We start from the raw sequence: 23,246 nt of genomic DNA on the forward strand, positions 1-23,246 counted from the left end.
CCGCGAAGGGAGAAGCATGGGCAGGGGCCTGGACCGCAGTGGCTTCGCGCTGAGGAACCGCTCGCCGTGGGGAGCGCTGGCTCTCGTGATGCTCACCGGTCTCGCGATGATGCGGAACGGCGTCGACGACCGGCCCGGCCCGCCCCAGCCGGCTCCCGCCGCCGTCTCGGAGGGCCGCCGCGCCGGCGCCGCGCCCGTCGCGCCCGTCGGGCTGCTGCCGCTGGCGTACGCACCGGCGTCGCGGATCCGGATCGAGTCGATCGACGTGGACGCACCGGTGATGGACGTCGGGCTGGACCGCGACGGCTGGATCGACGCGCCGCCCGCCCAGGACCCGAACATGGCGGGCTGGTACCAGAACGGCATCTCCCCGGGGCAGCGCGGTACGTCGGTGATCGTCGGTCACGTCGACAACGAGGCGGGCCCGGCGGTCTTCTACGGTCTGGGCTCGCTCAAGAAGGGCAGCCGGGTGGAGGTGACGCGCTACGACGGGCGGGTGGCCGTCTTCGAGGTGTACGGCATCGAGGTCTTCTCCAAGGAGGACTTCCCCGGTGTGCGGGTGTACGGCGACACCGGGCACCCGGAGCTGCGGGTGATCACCTGCGGCGGCGGCTACTCCAAGGCCCACGGGTACGACGGCAACGTGGTGGTGTTCGCCCGGATGGTGGCCACACGCTGAGCGGGCCCCGGCCCGGCCCGCCCGGCGGTTCCCGTGCGGCGCGTCACCGGCGCGGCACGGTGAGGTGGTAGCCGGCGGCCAGCAGTTCCGGCAGGTAGGCGCGCAGGGCGGTGACGCTCTGGGAGCGGTCGCCGCCCGAGTCGTGGGAGAGGACGACGACACCGGGTGCGGCGCCGTCCAGCACGCGGCGCACGATCAGGGGGGCTCCGGGTTCCTTCCAGTCCAGGGAGTCCACGGTCCAGGCGAGCGGTTCCATGCCCAGTTCGGCGCCGATCTCGAACGAGTGCCGGTTCCAGGCGCCGTAGGGGGCCCGGTACCACAGGGGCGGGGAGCCGACGGTCCGCGCGACGAGGTCGCTGGTGCGGCCCAGTTCGTCGCGGATGCGGGAGGGCTTGAGGCGGGGGATCAGCGGGTGGGACCAGGAGTGGTTGCCCACCACGTGGCCGTCGTCGGCCATCTCCCGGAGGAGGTCGGGGCGGGCGGCCGCCATCTCGCCGCAGACGAAGAACATGGCGCGTACGCCGTGCTCGCGCAGGATCCGGAGGACGGCCGGGGTGTAGCGGGGGTCGGGTCCGTCGTCGAAGGAGAGGACCATCGTCCGGCCGGCGCCGGAGACCCGGAGGAAGGGCCGCTGCCGTACCGGCGGCAGGGCGCGCCGGTATCGGGGCGGGGTGTGGGCGGTCATCGGCTGGAGCCGGTACGAGGAGGCCGCCAGGCGCGGGCCGGCCGGCCGGGCGCCCCCCTGGGCCCCGGCGGCGCCGGCGGCGCCGGACCGTACGGGCGGCGGGGGGACGGTGGGCGGTGCGGGAGGGGCGGCCGATGGCGGTGTGCCCGCGCGTTCCAGGGCGAAGAGCCCGAAGGTCGTGGTGGCCCCGAGCGCGGCGGCGATGCGCAGCACCATCCGCCGCCCCGTGGGCAGTTGATCGTTTTTCATGACTTATGACTCGCATGGCGGATGTCCCGCGCCCCTGACCCACACCGGCCGGGCGGGCGATTGCACCCGATGGGACCAGCGGACGGGCGGTCCTCGACCGGCCGCCGGCGGCGGTGTGTGTCGTCTTCCCCCGGGACCGCCGGTGGGCCATCATGATCCGCCGTCAGCCGATGCCGTCTGCAAAGAGGTGACGCTCGTGGCCCGAATCCGCGCGGGGCAGGGAATTCTGCGCCGCAAACCCATCGCACTGATCGACGAGGGCCCCGAGGAGGAGCGGCTCACCAGGACGCTGGGACTGTGGCAGCTCACCGCCATCGGCGTCGGCGGCATCATCGGCGCGGGCATCTTCACCCTCGCCGGGACGGTCGCCAACGGTACGGCGGGGCCCGCCGTACTGATCTCGTTCCTGATCGCGGGGGTGGCCAGCGCGGCCGCCGCGTTCAGCTACGCCGAGTTCGCGGGGCTGATCCCCAAGGCGGGATCGGCGTACACCTACGGCTACGCCGTGCTCGGCGAGCTCGTGGGATGGTTCATCGGCTGGGACCTGCTGCTGGAGTACACCGCCATCGTCGCGGTCGTCGCCATCGGCATCTCCGGCTACTTCAACTTCCTGCTCGGCGAGGTGGGGGCCGAACTGCCCGCCTGGATGCTCGGCGCTCCGGGAACGGGCGAGGGCCACACGGTGGACCTGTTCGCGGCGCTGCTGTGCCTGCTGATCGCCTACCTGCTGACGCTCGGCATCAAGAACGCGGCCCGCTTCGAGACGGTCGTCGTGGTACTGAAGGTGCTGGTGGTACTGCTGGTGATCGTGGTCGGCTTCTTCCACATCACCACCGACAACTACACGCCCTTCTTCCCCTTCGGGATCAGCGGCGCGTTCACCGGTGCCGCGACGGTGTTCTTCGCCGTGTTCGGCTACGACGCGATGTCGACGGCGGCCGAGGAGTCCAAGGACGCCCAGCGGCACATGCCCAAGGCGATCCTGTACTCGCTGGCCATCTCGATGGTGCTCTACGTGCTGGCCTGCCTGGTCCTCACCGGGATGCAGAACTACACGGAGATCGACCCGGAGAGCGGCTTCTCCACCGCGTTCAAGTCGGTGGGGCTGGACGCGCTGGCGGACGTCATCGCGGTGGGCGCGATCATCGGCATCCTCACGGTGATGTTCACCTTCATGCTGGGCTGCACCCGCGTGTGGTTCTCCATGTCCCGGGACGGCCTGCTGCCGCACTGGTTCGCCAAGACGCACCCGACGCGGCACGTGCCGACCCGGGTGACCTGGATCGTCGGCGCCGCGTCGGCGCTCATCGCGGGGTTCCTGCCGATCGGCGAGGCGGCCGAGCTGACCAACATCGGCATCCTGCTGGCGTTCGTCGTGGTGTGCGTCGCGGTGATCGTGCTCCGCTACAAGCGGCCCGAGCTGCCGCGGACGTTCCGCACACCGGGGATGCCGGTGGTGCCGGCGATCGGCGTGGTCTTCTCCATCTGGCTGATCACGTTCCTCCAGTGGCAGACCTGGGTCCGGTTCGCGGTGTGGTTCCTGGTCGGGCTGGTGGTCTACTTCGGCTACTCGTACCGCAAGTCGAATCTCGCCAGGGCGGAGGCCCGCGACCGGGCGGGGACGGACGGGCCCTCCGCGCCCTGACGGAGGGCGCCGCCACCCCGGCGGTCACTCCCCCATGAGCAGGCCGTCCCCGGCCGCACCCCGGCCGAGGACGACCCGCTGGATGCGGTCGCGCACCTCGGTGAGGTTCTCGCCGTTCTTGATCGCGGCGTTGAGGTTGACCACGCGTCCCGTACCGGTGTTGAACCACTGCGGGAGGAACTCCGCCTTGGCCACGGCCCATCTGCCGCCGGGCCGGGCGGGCGGCGTGAAGGTGAAGCGGCCGATGGTGCCCTGGTTGCCGCGCGGGTCGAAGGAACCGCTGTGGTTGATCATGTCGCCGGCGATCTGGTCGCCCATGCCGTAGATGATCCAGGTGCCGTTGACCTTCTCGTACGCCTGCGGGACGTGGGCGTGGGTGCCGAGGATCAGGTCGATGTCGGGGCGGCCGCCGGTGGCGGAGCCGGTGAGGCTCCGGCCGAGGTCGAGCTGCTGCCGGTCGGGCTCGGTCTGCCACTCGCTGCCCCAGTGCAGGCTGACCACGACGACGTCGGCACCGGCGCCGCGGGCCGCCCGGGCGTCGGCGAGGATCTTGTTCTCGTCGATGAGGTTGACCGCCCAGGGGCGGCCCTGGGGCAGCGGGATGCCGTTGGTGCCGTAGGTGTAGGCCAGATGGGCGACCGTGGCGCCCCGCGCCTTCAGCAGGGTGGGCCGGGTGGACTCGGCGGCGGTGCGGGCGGAGCCGGCGTGGCGCACGCCCGCCGCGTCGAGGGCGTCCAGGGTGCGGCCGAGGCCGGCGGCGCCGTCGTCCAGCGTGTGGTTGGAGGCGGTGGAGCAGGAGTCGTAGCCGGTGGCGGCGAGGGCGGTGGCGACCTCGGGCGGCGACTTGAAGGACGGGTAGCCGGTGTAGGGGCCGCCCTCCTTGCCGTACACCGTCTCCATGTGACAGATCGCCAGGTCGGCGGCGGACACGACGGGCTTCGCCCCGGACAGCATGGGGCGGAAGTCGTAGCCGGTGCCGCCCGCGTCCGCCTGGGCCTGCCGGATGATCGAGGCGTGCGGCAGGACGTCGCCGCTGGCCACGAGGGTGAAGCCGCGCTCCGGGGCGGCCGCGGCGCCGCCCGCCGACGAGGCGGCGGAACGGGGGGTGGCCTGCCGCGGCCGGTCCGCCGGGGCGGCACCGGACGGCTCGGGCCGCGCGCCCGCGCAGCCCGCGGCGGCGGAGAGGAGGAGGGTGGCCACCGCCACCGTGGTCCGTCGCATGGGTGAGGTGGTCATCAGCGGGGCTCCGTGGGGCTTCGGGGGCGTGGAAGGGGGTGGGCCGCTCCCTGGATCCCTACGGGAAAAACCGGTCAGGCAATCCTTAAATACACAAAATCATACAAACGCAGTGATAGAGGACCGACCGCTCCGGGTGACCGTTCGCCGCACCGTTCGCCGCTCGGTGCGACCGCTCGTCGCACGTCCCGGTGCGGCGCCTGTCCCTCCGGGCCGGGATGCGCTCGGATACGCCTCGAGGGCGTGAGTACGGCGCGGAAGGGTGTGACGATGACGACGGCGACCACCGACGAGCGGGCCTTGGCGGAACTCCAGCGGGACCACGGGCCCGCGCTGCTGACCTTCCTGCTCGGCCTCACCTACGGCGACCGGCAGCGCGCCGAGGACCTGCTCCAGGAGACGCTGCTGCGCGCCTGGCAGCACCCCGAGGCCTTCGAGGCCCCGTACGCGTCGATGCGTCCCTGGCTCTTCACGGTCGCCCGGCGCCTCGCGATCGACGCCCGGCGGTCCCGGATGGCCCGGCCCACCGAGATCGGGGACGGGGTGCTCGCCGGCACCCCCGACCCGTCGGACGTCACCGAGTCCGCCGTCGCCGCGCTGGACGTCCGGGCGGCGGTACGGGAACTGAGCCCCGAGCACCGGGCGGTGCTGGTGCGGATCTACTTCGACGGGCTCAGCGTGAAGGAGGCCGCCGCGGACCTCGGCATACCGGCCGGGACGGTCAAGTCGCGGTCGCACTACGCGCTCAGGGCGCTCGGCAGGTGCCTCCCCGGGTACAGCCGGACCCTCTCCGGATCGGTTCCGGCCTGATCCCTCCCGCCCCACCCTCACCCTCGGACACGCCACCACCCGCGTGTCACGGCCCCGGACGAAATGTAGGCGAAACCACACCGCCGAGTTGAGCAAAGAGCGGCCCCGGGCCGTGCCTGACGGTAGAGGCTCGTCGTCGAGGACCACACGCACACGCAGGACGTCCGGGAGAAGGTGGGAACGTTGCGGCCCGAGAGCACGAACGGCACCGGCGGGGGCGGCGGGCTGGCCGTCCCGATGGCCTGGCTGTGTGCCGAGTACATCGCCGATGAACTGCTGAGAGCCGGCGGCCTGGTCGAACCCGGCTCGCTGGAGTACCAGGCGGGCCGCCGGACGCTCGCGCTCACCGTCTACCTGGGCGATGGCACCGACGGCGACCCGGGGGCGGGCGCCGAGGACCGGCTGGACGAGTGGCTGACCCGTACCGCGCACGGCCACCCCTGGGAGGACTGGGTACGGGAGCGGCTGGCGGCCCGGCGGGAGCGCGTCGGCGACGACGACGAGGGCCTCGCCCTCGCCCGCGAGACCTGGCGCCACCTGGAGGGCACCCACCTGCTCGCCACCGACCTGGGGGCACTGTCGGCCGGGCCGGCCGCGGGCTTCACGGTCGACGAGTCGGAGGCGGTGTGGCTCCCCTCGTGGCGCCTCGGCCTCCCGCTCGGGCACCTGGCACTGCGGCTGTACTGAGACCCGTACGGCCGCTCCCCGGGACGGGTCCTTCCGCCGCTCCGCGCGGCCGGGGGTTCGGTGCGGCTGGACGGAGTGCGTTCAGTGCGGCTGGACGGGACGCGCCCGGACCCTGGCCGGCAGGTCCTGCTGACCACCGCTGGCGAGCATCCGGACCTCGCCCCGGTCGCTGATCTCGGCCAGGACGATGCCGGTGTCGTCCGAGTAGACGGGGTGCCCGCCGGCGCCGGTCCGCTCGGTGCGGTGCACCAGCACGACGTCCTCCCGCCCGAAGTCCAGTTCGTAGTGATCGTGTATGCGCATGGCTGCCTCCCGGTCGCGTTCACCGCCACGCACCCGCGTCCCCAAACCGGGACCTTTCATTCCTGAACGGACACCGGGGGATCGCGGTGGACACCCGCGCGGTACTTGGGGACACGCACCGTGACCTTCATGCCCGCGCCGACAGCCGTCTCGGCGACGAGCCCATACGCGTCCCCGTACACCTGGCGCAGCCGTTCGTCGACGTTGCACAGACCGATGCCGGACGAGCCCGGCCGCTCCCCCGCCAGGACGGCGCGCAGCACGTCCGGGTCCATGCCCACGCCGTCGTCCTCGACGGTGACGACCGCCTCGGCGCCCGCGTCCCGGGCGGCGATGGTCACCCGGCAGGTGGTGCGCGAGTCCTCCAGGCCGTGCTTGACGGCGTTCTCCACCAGCGGCTGGAGGCAGAGGAACGGCAGCGTCACCGGCAGCACCTCGGGCGCCACCTGGAGGGTCACCTGGAGCCGGTCGCCGAACCTGGCCCCCGCGAGCGCCAGGTACTGCTCGATGGAGCGCAGTTCGTCGGCGAGCTGGGTGAACTCGCCGTGCCGCCGGAACGAGTAGCGGGTGAAGTCGGCGAACTCCAGCAGCAGTTCGCGCGCCCGCTCCGGGTCGGTGCGGACGAACGAGGCGATGGCGGCCAGCGAGTTGAAGATGAAGTGCGGTGAGATCTGGGCGCGCAGGGCCCGGATCTCGGCCTCGATCGCCCGGGTGCGGGAGCGGTCCAGCTCGGCCAGCTCCAGTTGTACGGAGACCCAGCGGGCCACCTCCGTCGCCGCCCGGGCCAGCACCGCCGACTCGCGCGAGCCGTACGCCACCAGCGCCCCGAGCACCCCTTCCTCGCCGGTCAGCGGCGCGATCACCGCCCAGCGCAGCGGGCAGTCCGGCACGCCGCACTCGGCGCGCACGCTCTGGCCCCGCCCCGAGCCGAGCACCTCGGCCACCCGCTCCATCACCTGACCCCGGTGGTGGTCGCCGCCGGGACCGTCCCACGCGAGCACCGCCGTGCGGTCGGTCAGGCACAGCGCCTCCGTGCCGAGCAGGGGGCGCAGCCGGCGGGCGGCCTTGCGGGCGGTGTCCTCGGTGAGCCCGGCGCGCAGCGGCGGGGCGGCGAGCGACGCGGTGTGCAGGGTGTGGAAGGTGGCCCGCTCGACGGGGGTGCCGAGGTCCAGGACGTCCTTGCCGGCCCGGCGGGCGCTGAGGCGCCCGAGCGCGAACCCGGCGGCGAGGAGGACGGCCCCGGCCGCGGCGAGGGCCGCGAGGGCGACGCCCGTGGCCCCGCTCACCGGCCGGCCCCTTCCGGCTGCCCGGGCCCGGGGCGCCCGGCCAGGTCCTCGGGCAGGTGGAGCCGGGCCAGGATGGCCGGGGTCCCGGCCGGTACCCGCCGGGGCGTGGCCAGGGAGACGGCCACCATGGTGAGGAACCCGAGCGGCACCGACCAGACCGCCGGCCAGGCCATCAGGGTGTGCGGCCAGCCCTCCGGGGCGAGCCCCGCGCGGGTCGCCAGCACGGCGGTGAGCGCGGCCCCGCCGCCCGCCAGGAGTCCGGCCATGGCGCCGGGCGGGGTGAGCCGCCGCCACCAGATGCCGAGCACCAGCAGCGGGCAGAAGGAGGACGCCGACACGGCGAACGCCAGCCCCACGGCGTCGGCGACCGGCACGTTCGTCGCCACCAGGCTCGCGGCCAGCGGCACGGCCATGGCGAGCAGGGTCGCCAGCCGGAAGTGCCGCACCCCGCGCGAGGGCAGCACGTCCTGGCCGAGCACCCCCGCGACCGACATGGTCAGCCCCGACGCGGTCGACAGGAAGGCGGCGAACGCCCCGCCCGCCAGCAGCGCGCCCAGCAGCTCGCCGGCCGGACCGCCCAGGACCCGGTCGGGCAGGACGAGCACGGCGGCGTCCGCCGCGCCGGTGAGGGTGAGTTCGGGCGCGTAGATCCGGCCGAGCGCCCCGTACACCGGAGGCAGCAGGTAGAAGGCGCCCACCAGGCCGAGGACGACCAGGGTGGTGCGGCGGGCGGTGCGGCCGTCGGGGCTGGTGTAGAAGCGGACGGCGACGTGCGGCAGCCCCATGGTGCCGAGGAAGGTGGCGAGGATCAGCCCGTAGGTGGCGTAGAGCTGGTGGCCGTCGTGTCCGCCGGCCAGCGGCTGCGACCAGCGGCCCGGGGCCGGGGGGAGTTCGCCGCCGGTGGGTGCCCGCTCGGGGACGGCCGCCCCGGCCGGGAAGCGCAGCGTGGTGCCGGCCTCGACCCGGTGGGCGCCCTCGTCGAGGGTGACGCGGTCCCCGTCGTACACGGTGGAGTCGACGCGCCCGGAGACGGTCAGGGTCAGCGGGGCGTCCACCTCGACGCGTACCGTGTCGTCGACGGTGACGGCGGTGTGCTCCCGGAGGACCGCGGGCGCGTCGAACCGGGCGCGCGGGGCGTCGTCGCCCCACCAGGCGGTGACCAGGAACAGCGCGGGCACGAGCAGCGCGGTGAGCTTCAGCCAGTACTGGAAGGCCTGGACGAAGGTGATGCTGCGCATCCCGCCCGCCGCGACCGCGCCCGTCACCACGACGGCGACGACGAGTCCGCCGACCCAGCCGGGCGCGCCGGTCAGGATCTCCAGGGTCAGGCCGGCGCCCTGGAGCTGCGGCAGCAGGTACAGCCAGCCGATGCCGACGACGAGGAGGCTGGCCAGCCGGCGGGCCTCGGGCGACTCCAGGCGGGCCTCGGCGAAGTCGGGGAGCGTGTAGGCGCCGGAGCGGCGCAGCGGGGCGGCGACCAGGACCAGCAGCACCAGGTACCCGGCGGTGTAGCCGACCGGGTACCAGAGCATGTCGGGGCCCTGGAGGAGGACGAGTCCGGCGATGCCGAGGAAGGAGGCGGCGGACAGGTACTCGCCGCTGATGGCCGCGGCGTTGAGGCGGGGGCCCACGGTGCGGGACGCGACCAGGAAGTCGGAGGTGGTGCGGGAGACCCGCAGCCCGAGCGCGCCGACGAGCACGGTGGCGAGAACGACGGCGGTGACCGCGGCCACCGCGTAGGTCTGGTTCACGGCCGCTCCATACGGGCTCAGCGGCCTTCCACGAGTCCGGTGAAGTCGCGTTCGTTGCGCTCGGCCCGGCGGACGTACCAGCGGGCGACGAGCCACATGACCGGGTGGGCGCCGACGCCCAGGGCGGCCCACACGAACGGCTGGGCGGTGCCGCGGCCCAGGGCGGCGGGGAGGGTGAACAACAGGGGCAGCGAGCCGATGAGGAGCGCCAGGGCGGCGAGCGCGGAGAGGGCGGCACGGAGCTGGCTGCGCATCAGGGACCGTACGTAGGTGTGGCCGAGGGTGGTCTGCTCGCTGATCTCGGACCGGGCGGGCGCGTGGCCGGGCGGGCGGCGGGCGGAGCGCGGCACACCGGTGACGGTCTCACGGCGCGGGCGGCGCGCGGGTTCGTGCTCTGCGGGCATCGGCGTCCGGGGTGGGCTGGCGGGTGCGGCTGGCTGGGAGGGTGGAGTCTACGCAGAAGCCATTACCGAAGGTAGACCCCTGTTCCGCCGCCGTCCCGGGCCGGGGTCAGCCGCGCGGCTGGCGCATCAGCAGGTCCCGTAGCTGCCGGGCGTGCCGGCGGCTGACGGCGAGCTCGGCGCTGCCCACCCGGACGGTGGTCGTGCCGGCGTCCAGGCGCAGTTCGTCGATGCGGCGCAGGGCGACCAGGTGGCTGCGGTGGATGCGGACGAAGCCGTGCCCGGCCCAGCGCTCCTCCAGTGTGGACAGCGGGATGCGCACCAGGTGGCTGCCTCCGTCGGTGTGCAGCCGCGCGTAGTCGCCCCGCGCCTCGACGTACGCGATGTCGTCGACGGCCACGAAGCGGGTGACGCCGCCCAGTTCGACGGGGATCTGCTCGGGCGCGCCGGCCGCGACGGCGGGTTCGGCGAGGTCGCGGACGCGCCGCACCGCCTCGGCGAGGCGTTCCTTGCGTACGGGCTTGAGGAGGTAGTCGACGGCCTTGAGGTCGAACGCCTGGAGGGCGAAGCCCTCGTGGGCGGTGACGAACACGACCAGCGGCGGCCTGGCGAACCCGGCTATCAGCCGGGCGATGTCGAGGCCGGTGAGGCCGGCCATGTGGATGTCGAGGAAGACGACGTCGATGGCGTCCTCGCCGTCGGGGCCCGCGTCCAGGGCGCGGCCGATGCGGCGGAGCGCCTCGGTCGCGTCGGTGGCCCCTTCGGCGCTGCGCACCCGCGGGTCGGAGCGGAGGAGGTAGAGCAGTTCCTCCAGAGCGGGCTTCTCGTCGTCGACGGCCAGTACGCGCACCATGGTGCGGAGTGTAGGGGTGGGTCGATTGAGCGAGAAACGGCTCGGATGCGTACTCCTCGGCGTAGGGCTTCGGCGGGGCGTCGGCACGGCGTCCCGGGAGCATTCGGCACACGGACGCGTACGCGGGAATGAGGCACGCCCATGAGTCTGCGGGAGCGGCATCACGATGTCGCCGCCTATGCGCTGGGCGTGCTGGAACCGGCGGACGCCCTCAGCTGCGAGGAGCATCTGGCCCGGTGCCCGGACTGCGCGGCCTGCCTGCCGGACTTCGTCTTCGCCACGTCGGCGCTGGCGCAGCTCGCGGAGCGGGAGCCGCTGCGTCCGCCGGGGCCGGTGCGCGGGGCGGCGGCGCCGGCGGGGCGCAGGCGGGCCCGTCGTTCGCGCCGCCCGCCGGGGCGGCGGTGGCGGTCGCGGGTCGTGGGGGTGGCGGCGGCGCTGGCGGTCGCGGTGCCGGGCGCCGTGGTGCTGGCCGGTTCGGGGCCCGGCGGGGACGAACCGGGGGTGCGGCGGGCGGCGGCGACGGACACGGCGACCGGGGCGTCGGCGTCGGTCGCGCTGCGGGAGCGTGAGTGGGGCACGGAGGTCGCGCTGCGGGTGGCCGGGGTGCGGGGGCCCCATGTGTGCGAGCTGGTCGTGGTGGGGAGGGACGGTACGGCGTGGCCGGTGATGACGTGGGCGACGGACGACGGCGAGAAGCCGCTGATGGAGGGCGGTATCGCGCTGCGGCTCGGTGAGATCGAGCGGCTGGAGGTGCGGACCGCGGGCGGTGAGCGGCTGGTGTCGGTACGGCCCTGAGGGCGGTGGGCGCGGGACGGGTGACGGCGGCGAACGCGGGGGCGGGAGGCGGACGCGGGGGGCCCGCGGGCTCACGCGGCCCGGTCCGGGCCTGCCGGTCCGGACCCTCCGGTCGGGTCCACTGGTCGGACCGGCGTCACTTCAGCAGGCGCGACAGGCGGCGGTCGGCGAGCGGTTTGCCGCCGGTCTGGCACGTCGGGCAGTACTGGAGCGACGAATCGCTGAAGGACACCTCCCGGATCGTGTCACCGCAGACCGGGCACGGCTCACCGGTGCGGCCGTGGACGCGCAGCCCGCTCTTCTTCTCGGCCTTGAGCCGGCCCGCCGCGACCCCGTGCGACCGCTCCACCGCCTCGCCCAGTGTGGTGCGCATCGCCTCGTACAGCGTGGTGATCTCCTCGTCGCTGAGATTGCGCACGGTTTTGAAGGGGGACATCCGGGCGGCGTGCAGGATCTCGTCGCTGTACGCGTTGCCGATGCCGGCGATCAGGCCCTGGTCGCGCAGCGCGCCCTTGACCTGGCGCCGTTCGTCGGCGAGCAGGGCGGCGAAGGCGTCGCGGTCGAAGCCGGGCGCGAGCGGGTCGGGGCCGAGGCGGGCGACGCCCGGGACGTCGGCCGGGTCGTGGACGAGGTGGACGGCGAGGCGCTTGGTGGTGCCCGCCTCGGTGAGGTCGAACCCGTCGCCGCCGGTGAGGGCGACGCGCAGCGCGAGCGGGCCCTTGCCGGGCCGGGGCGGTCCGGACGGCAGGACGTCCCGCCACTGGAGCCAGCCGGCCCGGGCCAGGTGGATCAGGAGGTGGAGCCCGCCCGCTTCGATGCCGAGGAACTTGCCGTACCGGCCGACGCCGGTGACGGTGGTGCCGTCGAGCGCCGACAGCGGCGGGTCGTACGTCTTGAGCACGCTGATGGCGACGGGGAGGGCGCGGGCGATCTCCTTGCCCACCAGGTTCTCGTCGAGGAACTCGCGGAGGGCTTCGACCTCGGGCAGTTCGGGCATGGTTCCAGCCTGCCGCAGCGCGGCCCGGCGCGCCGCCCCGGCCGGGCCCGGCGGGTCAGTAGTCCGGTCGCTCCGGCCCGTCGGTGGCCTTGACGAGCGCGGTGAGTTCGTCGGCCATGGCGGCGGCGAGCCGGTCAGCGTCGGGCACGGCCCTGCCGTCGGCGACGATCCCGGTGTGGACGCGGCCGCCGTAGGGGGACATCGCCACGGCCAGCGCGTGGCCGCGGGCGAGCGGGGCCATGGGGTGCAGGGAGCGCAGCGGGTGGCCGCCGAGGGAGAGGGTGGAGCGGGGCAGCGGCACGTTGGTGACGAGGACGTCGAAGAGCATCCGCGCCGCGCCCGAGGCCAGCGGCGCCCCGAACCGGTGGGCGAGCGGCGGGAGCTGGTCGGCGAGGACGGCGACCGCCCCGGCCCCGCGGGTCGGCCCGGCCGCCTTGTTGCGGTCCATGCCGCGGCGTACGGAGCCGAGCCTGCCCAGCGGGTCGGGGTCGGCGACCGGGAGGTCCAGGAGGTAGGCGGAGAAGGTGTTGCCGGGGCCGTGCGCGCCGCCGGGGCGCCGCCGGGAGACCGGCACGAGGGCGCGCGGGTCGGCGGTGGGCAGCGGCTCGCCCCGCTGCGCCATCCACTGGCGCAGGGCCCCGGCGGTCACGGCGAGCAGGACGTCGTTGGCGGTGCCGCCCACGGCGCGGCGGACCCGGCGCACCTCCGCCAGGTCCAGGTCGACGGTGGCCAGGCGCCGGGTCCCGCTGGGGCCGGCGGTAAGCGCGGGCGTGCCGCGGGGGTCGAGGCGGCCGGCCCGTACGACGGAGGCGCCGACGCCCAGGGCGCGGCCGAGTTCCTCGACGCGGCCGCGTGCGGCGCCCGCGACGGTCAGCGGGCCGGGCAGCCAGGAGCGGGGCGGCACGGGCCGGGGGCGGCGGCGGGGCGGCCGGGCGCCGGCGATCTGGTCGAAGATCCCGGCACCGATGGCGACCGCCCGCATCCCGTCGGCGAGCGCGTGGTGCAGCTTGACGAGCACGGCGAAGGGCCCGCCCGGGGCGCCGGTCAGCAGGTACATCTCCCAGGGCGGCAGTCCTCGTTCGAGGGGACGTTCCATCAGCTCCCCGGCGAGCCGGGTGGCCCGGTCGGTGAAGCCGCCGGGGTCGTCGCCGTCCGGCAGGGGGAGGTGCCGGACGTGCCGGCGTACGTCGAAGGTCTTGTCGGCGCTCCAGACGGCACCCCCGACGGGCAGCAGGACGTCACGGACGCGCATCCTGAGCCGGGGGACGGCGGCGGCGCGCTCGGCGAGCAGGTCCAGCACGGTGCCCGGCCCGTCGGGACCGTCCGGGCCGGGGTCGAAGCGGGCGAGGGCGCCCAGGTGCATGGGGTGCCCCGCCGTCTCCAGGTGCCAGAAGGCCAGGTCGAGAGGTGCCAGCGGCTCACTGCTCAAGGGGTCCCCATGTCGTGGAGTGCCGGGTGGCGCGGAGGGCCGTCGGGACGTGCCTGAGGGCTCCGGGAAGGCCGTCAGTCAATCGCCTCCGGTCGGTCACGGTCAAGGACGAACACCTCACTCACCGTCAACATCCCGTGTCGTCCGGGTTTCGGGCCGGTCCGGGACCGTGAACTCGCACCAGACGCACTTGCCGCTGCCGCGCGATTCCACGCCCCACACGTCGGCCAGCCGGTCGACGAGCAGCAGGCCCCGGCCGGAGACGCCCGAGAGGCCGGCCTCGCGGCGGCGCGGCAGGGCACTGGACCGGTCCTCGACCTCGGCCCTGAGGCGGCGCTCGTGCCCGGCGAGCATCCGGAGGGTGACGATCGCGCCCCCGTCGGTGTGGAGCAAGGCATTTGTGATGAGTTCGTCCGCGACCAGCTCGATCTCGTCGGCCCGCTCCTCCGCGCCCCAGGCCCGTACCGCCGCCCTGATCATGTGGCGGGCCGCAGTGAGTGCCTCGGGGTCGCTCTGGGCCACGTGCTGCTGGAGCCGTCCGCCGGCCTGCGGGGTGTAGCCGCCCCTGCGGCGCAGCAGCAGGACGGCGACGTCGTCGTCCCCGCCGCGCTCGTCGACCACGTCGCACATGAGGTCGGCGAGCTCCTGGAGGTCGTCCGGCCCGTCGTGCACGAGGGCGGCGAGCCACTGCATGCCCTCGTCCAGGTCGGCGCCCGGCTGCTCGACCAGTCCGTCGGTGTACAGCACCAGGGCCTGTCCCGGGTCCAGTTCCAGGATGGCGACGGGGTAGTCGAGCCGCCCGAACTCCGCCGACAGGCCGAGCGGCATCCCGCCCGGCACGGGCAGCCGGCGGCAGCTCCCGTCGGTGTCCCGCAGCAGCGGGTCGACGTGGCCGGCCCGTACGACCTGCACGACGCCCGTCGCCAGGTCGGCCTCCAGGTACGTGCAGGTGGCGAACCGGTCGGTGTCGAGTTCATGCAGGAAGGAGGAGGCCCGCGCCATCACGGTGGCGGGCGTGTGCCCCTCCGCCGCGTACGCCCGGAGGACGATGCGGAGCTGGCCCATCACGGCGGCGGCGTGGGTGTCGTGTCCCTGGACGTCCCCGATGACGGCGCCGACCCGCCCGCCGGGCAGCGGGATGATGTCGTACCAGTCGCCGCCGATGTCCCGGCCGAGGCGGGCGGCGCGGTAGCGGACGGCGATCTGCGCGCCGGGGATGTCGGGGATCCGGCGCGGGAGCATGGCCTGCTGGAGCCCCTCGGCGAGGTCGTGCTCCTGCTCGAAGAGCATGGCGCGCTGGAGGCTCTGGGCGATGCTGCTGCCGAGAGCGACGAGGACGTTGCGGTCCTCGGGCGAGAAGCCGTTCTTGTCGTTGTAGAGCAGGCCGAGGGCGCCGATGGGCCGGGCCTGGGCGATCAGCGGCAGGTAGGCGGCGGAGGTGATGCCCAGCCCGCTGATGTTCGGCCACAGGATGGGATAGGAGGCGGCGAAGTCCTCGGGCGACTCGATGAAGCGGGGCGCGAGGGTGCGGACCACCTCACTCATCGGGTACTGCTCGTCCACCCGGGTGTAGCGGGTGCCGGGGACGAAGGATCCTTCGGGGCCGTCGGCGACCAGGTGGATGCGGCCCGCCTCCAGCAGCCCCATCACCAGACTGGTGGCGCCGAGGTGTTCCAGGCCGTGCGAGTCCTTGAGCACGTCGATGACGTCCTGGACGGTGCGGGCGTGGGCCAGGGCGGCGGTGGTCGATTCGACGACGCTGGTCTGGCGGCGGCGCTCCTCGTCGACCTCGCGGCGCGCGGTGGATTCGGCGAGTTCCTGGGTGGCGTCGCGGACGATGCCGATGATGCGGCGCGGGCGGCCCGTCTCGTCGCGCCGGATGAACCCCTGGGTGTGCGTCCAGCGCAGACCGCCGTCGCGGGTGCGGATGCGGAAGTAGGTGCCGTAGTGCGTGCCGCCGCTCTTGAGCGCCTGCGCCACCATCCCGTCGAGGCGGACGGACTCGCTGGGCGGCACCCGGGGGGCGAGGCTCTCGGGCCGCCCGTCGTACTCGGTGGCGTCCACCTGGAACACGGCGAGGGCGGTGCCGTCCATGTGCATGAGCCCTGTGTCGAGGTCCCAGTCGAAGCTGCCCATCCGGTTGAGTGCCAGGCTCTGATCCGGGTGGGCGGGCCAGTCCTCGGGGAGCGACAGGGCATCCGCTGCCGGATCAACCATGGAGCCACTCTGCCATCATTTGTCGGGTTTTTCGACCGGTCGGGGAGTCATCAGCCCTCGTAGAGCTCCGGCTCGGCGGGCACGTCGGCCGGCACCTCGATGGGCGCGTCGGGCGGCCCGCCGGGGCCGGAGGGCTGCTCTCCGGGGTCTCCTCCCCCGTCCGGTACGCCGGGACCGTCGGGTACGCCGGGTGCGTCGGACGTGCCGGGCGCGTCGGGCGTGCCGGGTGCGTCGGGCGTGCCGGGTGCGTCGGGTGCGGGCGGTTCGCCGCCGGAGCCGCCGGGGCCGCCTGGACCGTTCGGGGCGTCCCGGCCGTCCGGGGCGTCCGGCACGACCGGCGGTGGCGGCGGGGGCGGCGGCGTGGGGCAGCCGTGCGGGACCGTGCGGCCGCCGTCGGTCGAGGTCGGGCAGTCGGCCGGTGCGACGGGAACGGGCTGCCGGGGCTCCGTCGGCGCGGGGAGCGCCGGGAAGTCGCGCTCACCGGGGGCGTAGGGCGGCGGCGCCTCGGGCTTCCGGTCCCGGTTCCCGCCGGTGCCGGTGAGGCGTTCGAGCCAGGTGTGGTCCAGAAGGTTCACGAGGAGCAGGCTGTGGACCACCTGCTCGGTGGGGCTGATCATCACGACCCGCCCGGGGTCGTAGCCGGCCCAGACCCTGCCCCTGCCGACGGCGGCCGCGGCGGACCCGGGCGCCCCGGCGGCCTCGCGGGCGAGGACCGGCGACCGCAGCGGGGCCCCCGACGCACAGCGGACGCGCGGCGCCCCGTACTGGTCGACCAGCACGGCGGTGCCGGCCTGGAGGACGGACGGGAAGGGTAGGGCGGAGCCGTCGCGGTAGCCGTGGGCGGTGACACGGGTGTCGGCGCTCAGCACCACGGGGGTCAGGCCGCGCAGCCAGGAAGCGGTACGCGCCGGCCCGATGCCGGCCGCCTGTGCGAAGGCGTGGACCTTGGTGTCGTCCTCGGTCAGCAGGCGGACCTGACGCTCGACGTCGCAGCTTGGGGCGGAGGGGACGCCGCCGTAGAGGCCGGGCGTGGAGCCGGTCACGGCACGCGGGCCGCCGCCGTCCGCCGCCCGGCGGGCATGCGGGGCCGAGGCACCACGCGGGGGGCGGCGCGCCGTCGACGCGGTGAAGGGGTGCGGCCCGCGGTCGCCGGCCGGCTGGAGGCGTACGTCCCGCGCGTCCGCCACCACCCGGGTGCCGGTCGCCGCGCCCCCGCCGCCGCCCCCGGAGCCACCGCAGCCCGTGAGCAGCAGCACGGCGGCCAGCAGCATGACGGCGGGCACGGTGGCGGGCACGGTGACGGGCACGACCGCGGGCGCGGCGTGCGGGCGGCGACGACGTATCGGTGAACGCACGCGATCCTCCCTCTCCAGTGGTTCCTGTCTGCCGGATGCCGGGCCGGCCCGCAACCGGAGGCGCCGCAACCGGAAGCGCCGCGACCGGAGGCGCCGCGAAAGATCGCCACGGGGTGGGCACCGGCCGATACTGGAACCGATGGAGTGGTTCTGGTTCACCTCGTCCGACTACTGGCTGAGCCGGCTGGTCTTCCAGCGGGCGCTCGCCGGGGTCTATCTGGTCGCCTTCCTCTGCGCCGCCCTCCAATTCAGGGCGCTGATCGGCGCGCGGGGCATGCTCCCGGTGCCCGCGTACCTGCGCCGCGTCCCGCCCCGGGCGGCGCCCAGCGTCTTCCACCTGCACTACTCCGACCGGTTCTTCGCGCTCTGCGCCTGGGCGGGCGCGGCGCTGTCGGCCGCGCTCATCGCCGGGGCGGGGGACGCCGTGCCGCTCGCGGTCGCCATGCTGATGTGGGCGGTGCTGTGGGGGCTGTACCTGTCGATCGTCAACGTGGGGCAGACCTGGTACGGCTTCGGCTGGGAGTCACTGCTCCTGGAGACGGGCTTCCTCGCCGTCTTCCTCGGCAACGAGGACACGGCCCCACCGGTGCTGGTGCTGTTCCTGCTGCGGTGGCTGCTGTTCCGGGTGGAGTTCGGGGCCGGCCTGATCAAGCTGCGCGGCGACGCCTGCTGGCGCGACCTGACCTGCCTGTACTACCACCACGAGACCCAGCCGATGCCGGGGCCGCTGAGCTGGTTCTTCCACCACCTCCCCAAGCCCCTGCACAAGGTGGAGACGGCGGCCAACCACGTCACGCAGCTCGTCGTCCCGGTGCTGCTCTTCACCCCCCAGCCGGTCGCGAGCGCGGCGGCCGGCCTGATCGTCCTGACCCAGTTGTGGCTGGTGCTGTCGGGCAACTTCTCCTGGCTGAACTGGATCACGATCGTGCTCGCCCTGTCGGCCGTGGACGGGTCCCTGGTGACGGACGCGCCCGCGCTCCCCCGCCCCCCGCTCTGGTACGGGATCCTGGTCATCGGCGTCACCGCCCTGGTGCTGTTCCTCAGCCGGCGACCGGTGCGCAACCTGCTGTCCCGCCGCCAGGCCATGAACCGCTCCTTCGACCCGCTGCACCTGGTCAACACCTACGGGGCGTTCGGGACGGTGGGCAGGATCCGGCACGAGATCGTGATCGAGGGCACCGACGAGCCGACCGTCCACCCCGGCACCGTGTGGCGCGAGTACGAGTTCAAGGGCAAACCGGGCGGGGTACGACGGCTGCCGCGCCAGTTCGCCCCGTACCACCTGCGCCTGGACTGGATGATGTGGTTCGCGGCGCTCTCCCCCGCGTACGCGCACGGCTGGTTCGGGCCCTTCGTGGAGCGGCTGCTCGAAGGGGACCGCGACACGCTGCGGCTGCTGCGCCACAACCCCTTCCCGGACGCCCCTCCCGTACGGATCCGGGCCCGGCTGTACCGCTACCGGTTCACGACCTGGCGGGAACTGCGGGAGACGGGCGCCTGGTGGCACCGGATGTACGTGCGGGACTTCCTGCCGCCCACCCGGTTGTCCTGACCCCGGTGCGGCCCGGTGCGGCCCGGTACGGCGGGGAGCACGCACGCGTGCCCCCCGCCCTGTGGGGGCGGGGGGCACGGGGTGCACGGTGGGAACCGGCGCGCGCATCACGCGGCGCGGCCCCCGGCCGTCAGTCGATGCCGGGCAGGATGTGCGGCTCGGCGAGGTCCTCCTCGTAACCGGCCAGCCGGATCGGGGCCGAACGGGCCCACACTTCGAGGCTTCCGAGGGTGTCGGGGCCGGCGGACCTGTCTCCGCGTTCCGTCGGCCGCTGCTCCTGCTTCATGAGTTCTGGTGTCACCGCGCACTCCTTCGTGTCGCGAACCTATGAGGACATGTACTGCCGTTCGGTCGCGGTGGCGCCGGTACTCGGGCGGAAACGCGGCCTTGGTGCAGGCCTGTCCCCGAGGCCCGCCTGAGGGGGTTTCGTGGATCCCTGGCGGCGGGCCGTTCGCCTCAGGTTAACCAAATGAGCGTGCTTCCGCTCGATGGAACGCGTCACATGGACAGGATCCGGACACGCTGCCCGCTTCCGGACACGGCGCGCCGGACCCTGTGGCCTTCACCACTTGGCGGGCGCGTAGTCCTTCAGGAAGCAGCCGTACAGGTCCTCGCCCATCTCGCCGCGCACGATCGGGTCGTACACCCGGGCCGCGCCGTCGACGAGGTCCAGCGGGGCGTGGAAACCCGCCTCGGCGAGCCGCATCTTGTCCGGGTGCGGCCGCTCGTCGGTGATCCACCCGGTGTCGACCGCGGTCATCAGGATGCGGTCGCTCTCGAACATCTCCTGGGCGCTGGTGCGCGTGAGCATGTTGAGGGCGGCCTTGGCCATGTTGGTGTGCGGGTGGCCGGCGCCCTTGTAGCCGCGGCTGAAGACGCCCTCCATGGCGGACACGTTCACCACGTACGTGCGCCGCGCGGAGGAGGCGGCCATCGACCGGCGGAGCCGGCTGATGAGGATGAACGGGGCCGTGGAGTTGCAGAGCTGGACTTCGAGAAGTTCGACCGGATCGACCTCGGAAACGGTCTGGATCCAGCTGTTGGTGTCGTGCAGGTCCGGCACCAGGCCGCCCGCGTCGATCGCGGTGCCGGCGGCGATGCGCTCGAGCGACGCCGAGCCGCTCACCAGGGCGAGCTCGGTGACGTCCTGCGCGGTCAGCCCGTCCCCGCTCCGGGGCGAGGGCAGCGCGGCCATGGTCTCCACGGCGCCGCTGCCGAAGGTGCCGATGACCTGGGCGGGCGGCAGCTCGCCCGCGGGCAGCGGGGCGGACTCGGCGGCGACCAGCTCGCTGTACGCCTGCGGGGAGCGGCGTACGGTCTGGGCCGCGTTGTTGATCAGGATGTCCAGGGGGCCCTCGGCGGCCACCGAGTCGGCGAGGGCGACCACCTGCGCCGGGTCGCGGAGGTCGATGCCCACGATCTTCAGGCGGTGGATCCACTCGTCGCTGTCCGGCATCGCCTTGAAGCGGCGGATCGCGTCGTTGGGGAAGCGGGTGGTGATGGTGGTGTGGGCACCGTCACGCAGCAGCCGCAGCGCGATGTACATGCCGATCTTGGCGCGGCCGCCGGTGAGCAGGGCGCGCCGGCCCGTCAGGTCGGTGCGGGCGTCGCGCCGGGCCCGGTTCTCGGCGGCGCACTTCTGGCAGAGCTGGTGGTAGAAGGCGTCGACCTCGACGTACCGGGTCTTGCAGATGTAGCAGGAGCGGGGGCGCTGGAGCACGCCCGCGATCTCGCCGACGACGGAGGAGGACGGCAGCAGGCCCTGCGTCTCGTCGTCGATCCGCTCGGCCGAACCGGTCGCGGTGGCCTCGGTGACCGCCTTGTCGTGGGCGGTCTTCGCGGCCCGGCGCTCCTGGCGGCGGCGCTGCTTCACCGTGCGGTAGACGCCGGCGGTGGCCCGGCGGACGGCGATGGCGTCCGGGTGGTCGACGTCGATCGTGTCGAGCTCCTCGAGGACGCTCAGGCAGACGGCCAGGCGCTCGGGGTCGATTCCCGGCCCGTACGCCTGGTTCTCTTCAGTCACCGTCATGGCCGCTGCCGTTCCTCGATCACTCGTATGCCACGTTTACTTTTCAAAAGCAGAACTTTACGTCAGCGGGGGGCCCGCCCGCCAAACGGCCGTCCGCCGGGGGCGGGGGCGGCCTTGTACTCCCGTACTACGACGGCAGTAGGAGCGAGAGGGTGCCCAGGGACGACGACGCGGGACGGTGCCGCCCGACATCGTTGCCCCATGACCTCGCTCGCGCTGTCCGTCCTGCTGTCGCTGGCCTCGGCGGTCGCGTACGCGGCCGGGGCGATCGCGCAGGAGCGCGTCGCCGCGGCCGCCGTGCCCGCGGCGTCCTCCGCCACCTGGTGGGCGGCCGTCGCGCTGAACGGCGGGGGTGCCGCGCTGCACGTGGTGGCCCTGGCGTACGGCCCGCTGAGCCTGGTGCAGCCGCTGGGGGCGTCGACGGTCGTGTTCGCCCTGCCGCTGGCCGCGCTCCTGGCCGGGCGGCGGGCCGGGGCCGCCGCGTGGCGCGGCGCGGTCATGGCGACGGGCGGGCTCGCGGGGCTGCTGGCGCTGGCCGGGAGCGGCGGCGGCCGGCCGCTGGACGGTGGCGACCGGCCGGTGCTGGTGGTGGCGGTGACCGGGGCGGTGGCGGCGCTGGCGCTGACGGCCCGGGGCGTGCGCCGCCCGGTGGTGCGCGGCGTGCTGCTGGCGGCGGCGGCCGGCGGGGCGTTCGGGATCGGGTCGGTGTTCACCAAGGCGGTCGCGGCGGACCTCGCGGCCGGGGTGCCGCCGGCGCGGTGGCCGGACCGGTGGCCGGATCTGGTGGCGGTCGTTGCGCTGGCGGCCACCGGGCTGCTGCTGTCCCAGGCGGCCTACCGGGGCGCCGGACTGGCGGCGCCCCTGGCGACCGTGACCGTCGTCAACCCGGTGGCGGCCGCCGCCGTCGGCGTCACCCTGCTCGGCGAGCAGTTCCGGTACGGGGTGACCGGCACCGTCCTCGCGCTGGGGTGCGGTGTGGTGGCGGCGGGCGGGCTGGTCCTGCTCAGCGCCGTGCCGCCGCCGTCACAGCCGGACGCCGCCGGCTCGCAGGTAGGCGAGCGGGTCGATGTCGGAGCCGTACCCCGGCCCCGTGCGCACCTCGAAGTGGAGGTGCGGCCCGGTGCTGTTGCCGGTCGACCCTGACCGGGCGATCCGCTGGCCGCCGGTGACCCGCTGCCCCTCGCGGACGGTGAGCGCGGAGAGGTGGGCGTACTGGCTGTACTTGCCGTCCTCGTGGCGGATGACGACCTGGTACCCGTACGCGCCGCCCCAGCCGGCCGAGACGACCCGGCCGGACGCCACGGCCTTCACGGCGGTGCCGGTCGGGACCGGGAAGTCCACGCCGGTGTGGTAGCCGCTGGACCAGGAGGATCCGGCCTTGCGGTAGGCGGTGCTGGGCCCCGCGTCGACGGGGGCGCTGAAGCCGGCGGTCCGGGGCCTGGGCGCGGCCGGCCTCGCGGTCGCGGGCTTGGCGGTGGCGGGCTTGGGCGCGGGCTTGGCGGTGGCGGGTTTCGCGGGCGCGGGCCGGGGAGCGGCCGGTCTCGCGGTCGGCGGCTTCGGGGCCGCGGTCGGCGGCTTGGCGGGCACGGGTCTGGTGGTGCCGGGCCGGGGGGCGGCGGTGCGCAGCGTGAGTCTCTGCCCGGGCATGATGATGTCGGGGTCGCTGCCGATGACCGTGCGGTTGTCCTCGTACAGCCGCTGCCAGCCGCCCCTGACCCTCTTCGCCTCGGCGATGCCGGACAGCGAGTCGCCGCGGGCCACGGTGTAGCTCTCGCGCTTGCCGGGGACGGTGGTGGGCGTGGCGGGCGGTGTCCTGGTCGCCCGGGGCTCGGTCCCGGCCCGTGACCTTTCGGCCGCCGGTCCGCCGCCGCGGGGCGCGATGTCGGGCGCGTCGCCGCCGCGGGTGAGGCCCGCCTTGACCGAGCAGGCGGGCCAGGCGCGCGGACCCTGCCCCTTGAGCACCTTCTCGGCGATGGCGATCTGCTGGTCCTTGGTCGCGAGGTCGGCGCGCGGCGCGTAGCGCGTACCGCCGTACGCCTCCCAGGTCGACTGGGTGAACTGGAGCCCGCCGTAATAGCCGTTGCCGGTGTTGACCTTCCAGTTGTTGGTCGACTCGCAGGCCGCGACCTTCTCCCAGACGTCCACCGAGGCCGCGTGGGCGGCGCCCGCTCCTATCAGGGGCAGCGCCATTCCGGCGCCGCTCGCCGTGACGGTGAGCGATGCCCGGTTGATGCGACTCGGCTGGTACCGGCGGTGTCGTCCGCGTACGGCCATGGGTCGGTCCCCC

The 23,246-nt window shown here is 74.4% G+C and carries 21 protein-coding genes; 7 read left to right on the top strand and 14 right to left on the bottom strand.

Translation table 11 applies throughout. The annotated features are described in order from the left end of the window. Positions 1-16 precede the first annotated feature (16 nt). A complete protein-coding gene (locus ACZ7LK_RS13980; RefSeq protein WP_392277363.1) occupies positions 17-679 on the top strand; it encodes a class F sortase in 663 nt (220 codons plus the stop codon). 43 nt (positions 680-722) lie between these two features. Here ACZ7LK_RS13980 and ACZ7LK_RS13985 read toward each other — a convergent pair whose 3' ends face one another. Beyond that, positions 723-1,613, bottom strand: a complete 891-nt coding sequence (locus ACZ7LK_RS13985; RefSeq protein ID WP_392277362.1) for a polysaccharide deacetylase family protein — start codon at positions 1,611-1,613, stop codon at positions 723-725. A gap of 196 nt (positions 1,614-1,809) precedes the next feature. On the opposite strand from ACZ7LK_RS13985, the gene ACZ7LK_RS13990 reads away from it, so the two are divergent. Continuing rightward, entirely contained in the window at positions 1,810-3,258 is a 1,449-nt protein-coding gene (locus tag ACZ7LK_RS13990) for an amino acid permease (RefSeq protein ID WP_469461813.1), read from the top strand. Between the two features lie 24 nt (positions 3,259-3,282). On the opposite strand, the gene ACZ7LK_RS13995 is transcribed toward ACZ7LK_RS13990, so the two are convergent. Then, a complete protein-coding gene (locus ACZ7LK_RS13995) occupies positions 3,283-4,494 on the bottom strand; it encodes a CapA family protein (RefSeq protein ID WP_392277360.1) in 1,212 nt (403 codons plus the stop codon). Between the two features lie 270 nt (positions 4,495-4,764). Between ACZ7LK_RS13995 and ACZ7LK_RS14000 the strand changes: the two genes are divergently transcribed. Continuing rightward, a complete protein-coding gene (locus ACZ7LK_RS14000; protein ID WP_392277359.1) occupies positions 4,765-5,304 on the top strand; it encodes a sigma-70 family RNA polymerase sigma factor in 540 nt (179 codons plus the stop codon). 183 nt (positions 5,305-5,487) lie between these two features. Beyond that, the gene (locus ACZ7LK_RS14005) at positions 5,488-5,991 is read left to right on the top strand and encodes a hypothetical protein (RefSeq protein ID WP_392277358.1); all 504 of its coding nucleotides are present in this window, start codon (positions 5,488-5,490) and stop codon (positions 5,989-5,991) included. Between the two features lie 81 nt (positions 5,992-6,072). On the opposite strand, the gene ACZ7LK_RS14010 is transcribed toward ACZ7LK_RS14005, so the two are convergent. The 5 genes from ACZ7LK_RS14010 to ACZ7LK_RS14030 all read right to left on the bottom strand — a co-directional run bounded on the left by ACZ7LK_RS14010 (position 6,073) and on the right by ACZ7LK_RS14030 (position 10,585). Beyond that, a complete protein-coding gene (locus tag ACZ7LK_RS14010; protein ID WP_392277357.1) occupies positions 6,073-6,294 on the bottom strand; it encodes a DUF6296 family protein in 222 nt (73 codons plus the stop codon). A gap of 56 nt (positions 6,295-6,350) precedes the next feature. Then, entirely contained in the window at positions 6,351-7,580 is a 1,230-nt protein-coding gene (locus tag ACZ7LK_RS14015) for a sensor histidine kinase (protein WP_392277356.1), read from the bottom strand. Beyond that, complete coding sequence (locus ACZ7LK_RS14020) at positions 7,577-9,331, bottom strand: sodium/solute symporter (protein WP_392277355.1); 1,755 nt, start codon at positions 9,329-9,331, stop codon at positions 7,577-7,579. Before ACZ7LK_RS14020 ends, ACZ7LK_RS14015 begins: the two co-directional genes overlap by 4 nt. A gap of 17 nt (positions 9,332-9,348) precedes the next feature. Next, a complete protein-coding gene (locus ACZ7LK_RS14025; RefSeq protein WP_392277354.1) occupies positions 9,349-9,735 on the bottom strand; it encodes a hypothetical protein in 387 nt (128 codons plus the stop codon). 106 nt (positions 9,736-9,841) lie between these two features. Continuing rightward, positions 9,842-10,585 carry a LytR/AlgR family response regulator transcription factor gene (locus ACZ7LK_RS14030; protein ID WP_471140545.1) on the bottom strand — a complete coding sequence of 248 codons (744 nt, stop codon included), beginning with the start codon at positions 10,583-10,585 and terminating at the stop codon, positions 9,842-9,844. Positions 10,586-10,726: 141 nt separating this feature from the next. Between ACZ7LK_RS14030 and ACZ7LK_RS14035 the strand changes: the two genes are divergently transcribed. Further along, complete coding sequence (locus ACZ7LK_RS14035) at positions 10,727-11,380, top strand: anti-sigma factor family protein (RefSeq protein ID WP_392277352.1); 654 nt, start codon at positions 10,727-10,729, stop codon at positions 11,378-11,380. 136 nt (positions 11,381-11,516) lie between these two features. Here the strand turns inward: ACZ7LK_RS14035 and ACZ7LK_RS14040 are convergent, their stop codons facing one another. The 4 genes from ACZ7LK_RS14040 to ACZ7LK_RS14055 form a co-directional block, all read right to left on the bottom strand. Beyond that, positions 11,517-12,377, bottom strand: coding sequence for an Fpg/Nei family DNA glycosylase (locus ACZ7LK_RS14040; RefSeq protein WP_471140549.1), 861 nt, complete (start codon positions 12,375-12,377; stop codon positions 11,517-11,519). A gap of 55 nt (positions 12,378-12,432) precedes the next feature. Beyond that, positions 12,433-13,806, bottom strand: coding sequence for a wax ester/triacylglycerol synthase family O-acyltransferase (locus ACZ7LK_RS14045; RefSeq protein WP_392277350.1), 1,374 nt, complete (start codon positions 13,804-13,806; stop codon positions 12,433-12,435). A 117-nt stretch (positions 13,807-13,923) separates the two neighbouring features. Further along, positions 13,924-16,023, bottom strand: coding sequence for a SpoIIE family protein phosphatase (locus ACZ7LK_RS14050; RefSeq protein ID WP_392277349.1), 2,100 nt, complete (start codon positions 16,021-16,023; stop codon positions 13,924-13,926). A gap of 50 nt (positions 16,024-16,073) precedes the next feature. Further along, entirely contained in the window at positions 16,074-17,378 is a 1,305-nt protein-coding gene (locus tag ACZ7LK_RS14055; RefSeq protein ID WP_471140553.1) for a DUF6777 domain-containing protein, read from the bottom strand. Positions 17,379-17,517: 139 nt separating this feature from the next. On the opposite strand from ACZ7LK_RS14055, the gene ACZ7LK_RS14060 reads away from it, so the two are divergent. Then, complete coding sequence (locus tag ACZ7LK_RS14060; protein WP_471140556.1) at positions 17,518-18,930, top strand: lipase maturation factor family protein; 1,413 nt, start codon at positions 17,518-17,520, stop codon at positions 18,928-18,930. Between the two features lie 130 nt (positions 18,931-19,060). Here the strand turns inward: ACZ7LK_RS14060 and ACZ7LK_RS14065 are convergent, their stop codons facing one another. Beyond that, positions 19,061-19,231, bottom strand: a complete 171-nt coding sequence (locus ACZ7LK_RS14065; RefSeq protein WP_392277346.1) for a hypothetical protein — start codon at positions 19,229-19,231, stop codon at positions 19,061-19,063. A gap of 261 nt (positions 19,232-19,492) precedes the next feature. Then, positions 19,493-20,959: an SDR family NAD(P)-dependent oxidoreductase gene (locus ACZ7LK_RS14070; RefSeq protein ID WP_392277345.1), complete on the bottom strand. Its 1,467-nt coding sequence runs from the start codon at positions 20,957-20,959 to the stop codon at positions 19,493-19,495. Positions 20,960-21,160: 201 nt separating this feature from the next. Between ACZ7LK_RS14070 and ACZ7LK_RS14075 the strand changes: the two genes are divergently transcribed. Next, positions 21,161-22,102: a DMT family transporter gene (locus ACZ7LK_RS14075; protein WP_471140560.1), complete on the top strand. Its 942-nt coding sequence runs from the start codon at positions 21,161-21,163 to the stop codon at positions 22,100-22,102. On the opposite strand, the gene ACZ7LK_RS14080 is transcribed toward ACZ7LK_RS14075, so the two are convergent. Next, on the bottom strand, positions 21,983-23,233 hold the full coding sequence (locus ACZ7LK_RS14080) for a transglycosylase family protein (protein ID WP_471140562.1): 1,251 nt from the start codon (positions 23,231-23,233) through the stop codon (positions 21,983-21,985). The two genes, ACZ7LK_RS14075 and ACZ7LK_RS14080, sit on opposite strands and share 120 nt — an antisense overlap. Positions 23,234-23,246: the final 13 nt, after the last annotated feature.

Source organism: Streptomyces sp. NPDC039423 (genome assembly GCF_055598725.1).

Bases quoted from the DNA above. Each gene is read 5' to 3' on its own strand.
- ACZ7LK_RS13980 (WP_392277363.1), top strand. From the start codon at position 17: ATGGGCAGGGGCCTGGACCGCAGTGGCTTCGCGCTGAGGAACCGCTCG.
- ACZ7LK_RS13985 (WP_392277362.1), bottom strand. From the start codon at position 1,613: ATGAAAAACGATCAACTGCCCACGGGGCGGCGGATGGTGCTGCGCATC.
- ACZ7LK_RS13995 (WP_392277360.1), bottom strand. From the start codon at position 4,494: ATGACCACCTCACCCATGCGACGGACCACGGTGGCGGTGGCCACCCTC.
- ACZ7LK_RS14000 (WP_392277359.1), top strand. From the start codon at position 4,765: ATGACGACGGCGACCACCGACGAGCGGGCCTTGGCGGAACTCCAGCGG.
- ACZ7LK_RS14010 (WP_392277357.1), bottom strand. From the start codon at position 6,294: ATGCGCATACACGATCACTACGAACTGGACTTCGGGCGGGAGGACGTC.
- ACZ7LK_RS14025 (WP_392277354.1), bottom strand. From the start codon at position 9,735: ATGCCCGCAGAGCACGAACCCGCGCGCCGCCCGCGCCGTGAGACCGTC.
- ACZ7LK_RS14030 (WP_471140545.1), bottom strand. From the start codon at position 10,585: ATGGTGCGCGTACTGGCCGTCGACGACGAGAAGCCCGCTCTGGAGGAA.
- ACZ7LK_RS14035 (WP_392277352.1), top strand. From the start codon at position 10,727: ATGAGTCTGCGGGAGCGGCATCACGATGTCGCCGCCTATGCGCTGGGC.
- ACZ7LK_RS14040 (WP_471140549.1), bottom strand. From the start codon at position 12,377: ATGCCCGAACTGCCCGAGGTCGAAGCCCTCCGCGAGTTCCTCGACGAG.
- ACZ7LK_RS14050 (WP_392277349.1), bottom strand. From the start codon at position 16,023: ATGGTTGATCCGGCAGCGGATGCCCTGTCGCTCCCCGAGGACTGGCCC.
- ACZ7LK_RS14060 (WP_471140556.1), top strand. From the start codon at position 17,518: ATGGAGTGGTTCTGGTTCACCTCGTCCGACTACTGGCTGAGCCGGCTG.
- ACZ7LK_RS14070 (WP_392277345.1), bottom strand. From the start codon at position 20,959: ATGACGGTGACTGAAGAGAACCAGGCGTACGGGCCGGGAATCGACCCC.
- ACZ7LK_RS14075 (WP_471140560.1), top strand. From the start codon at position 21,161: ATGACCTCGCTCGCGCTGTCCGTCCTGCTGTCGCTGGCCTCGGCGGTC.
- ACZ7LK_RS14080 (WP_471140562.1), bottom strand. From the start codon at position 23,233: ATGGCCGTACGCGGACGACACCGCCGGTACCAGCCGAGTCGCATCAAC.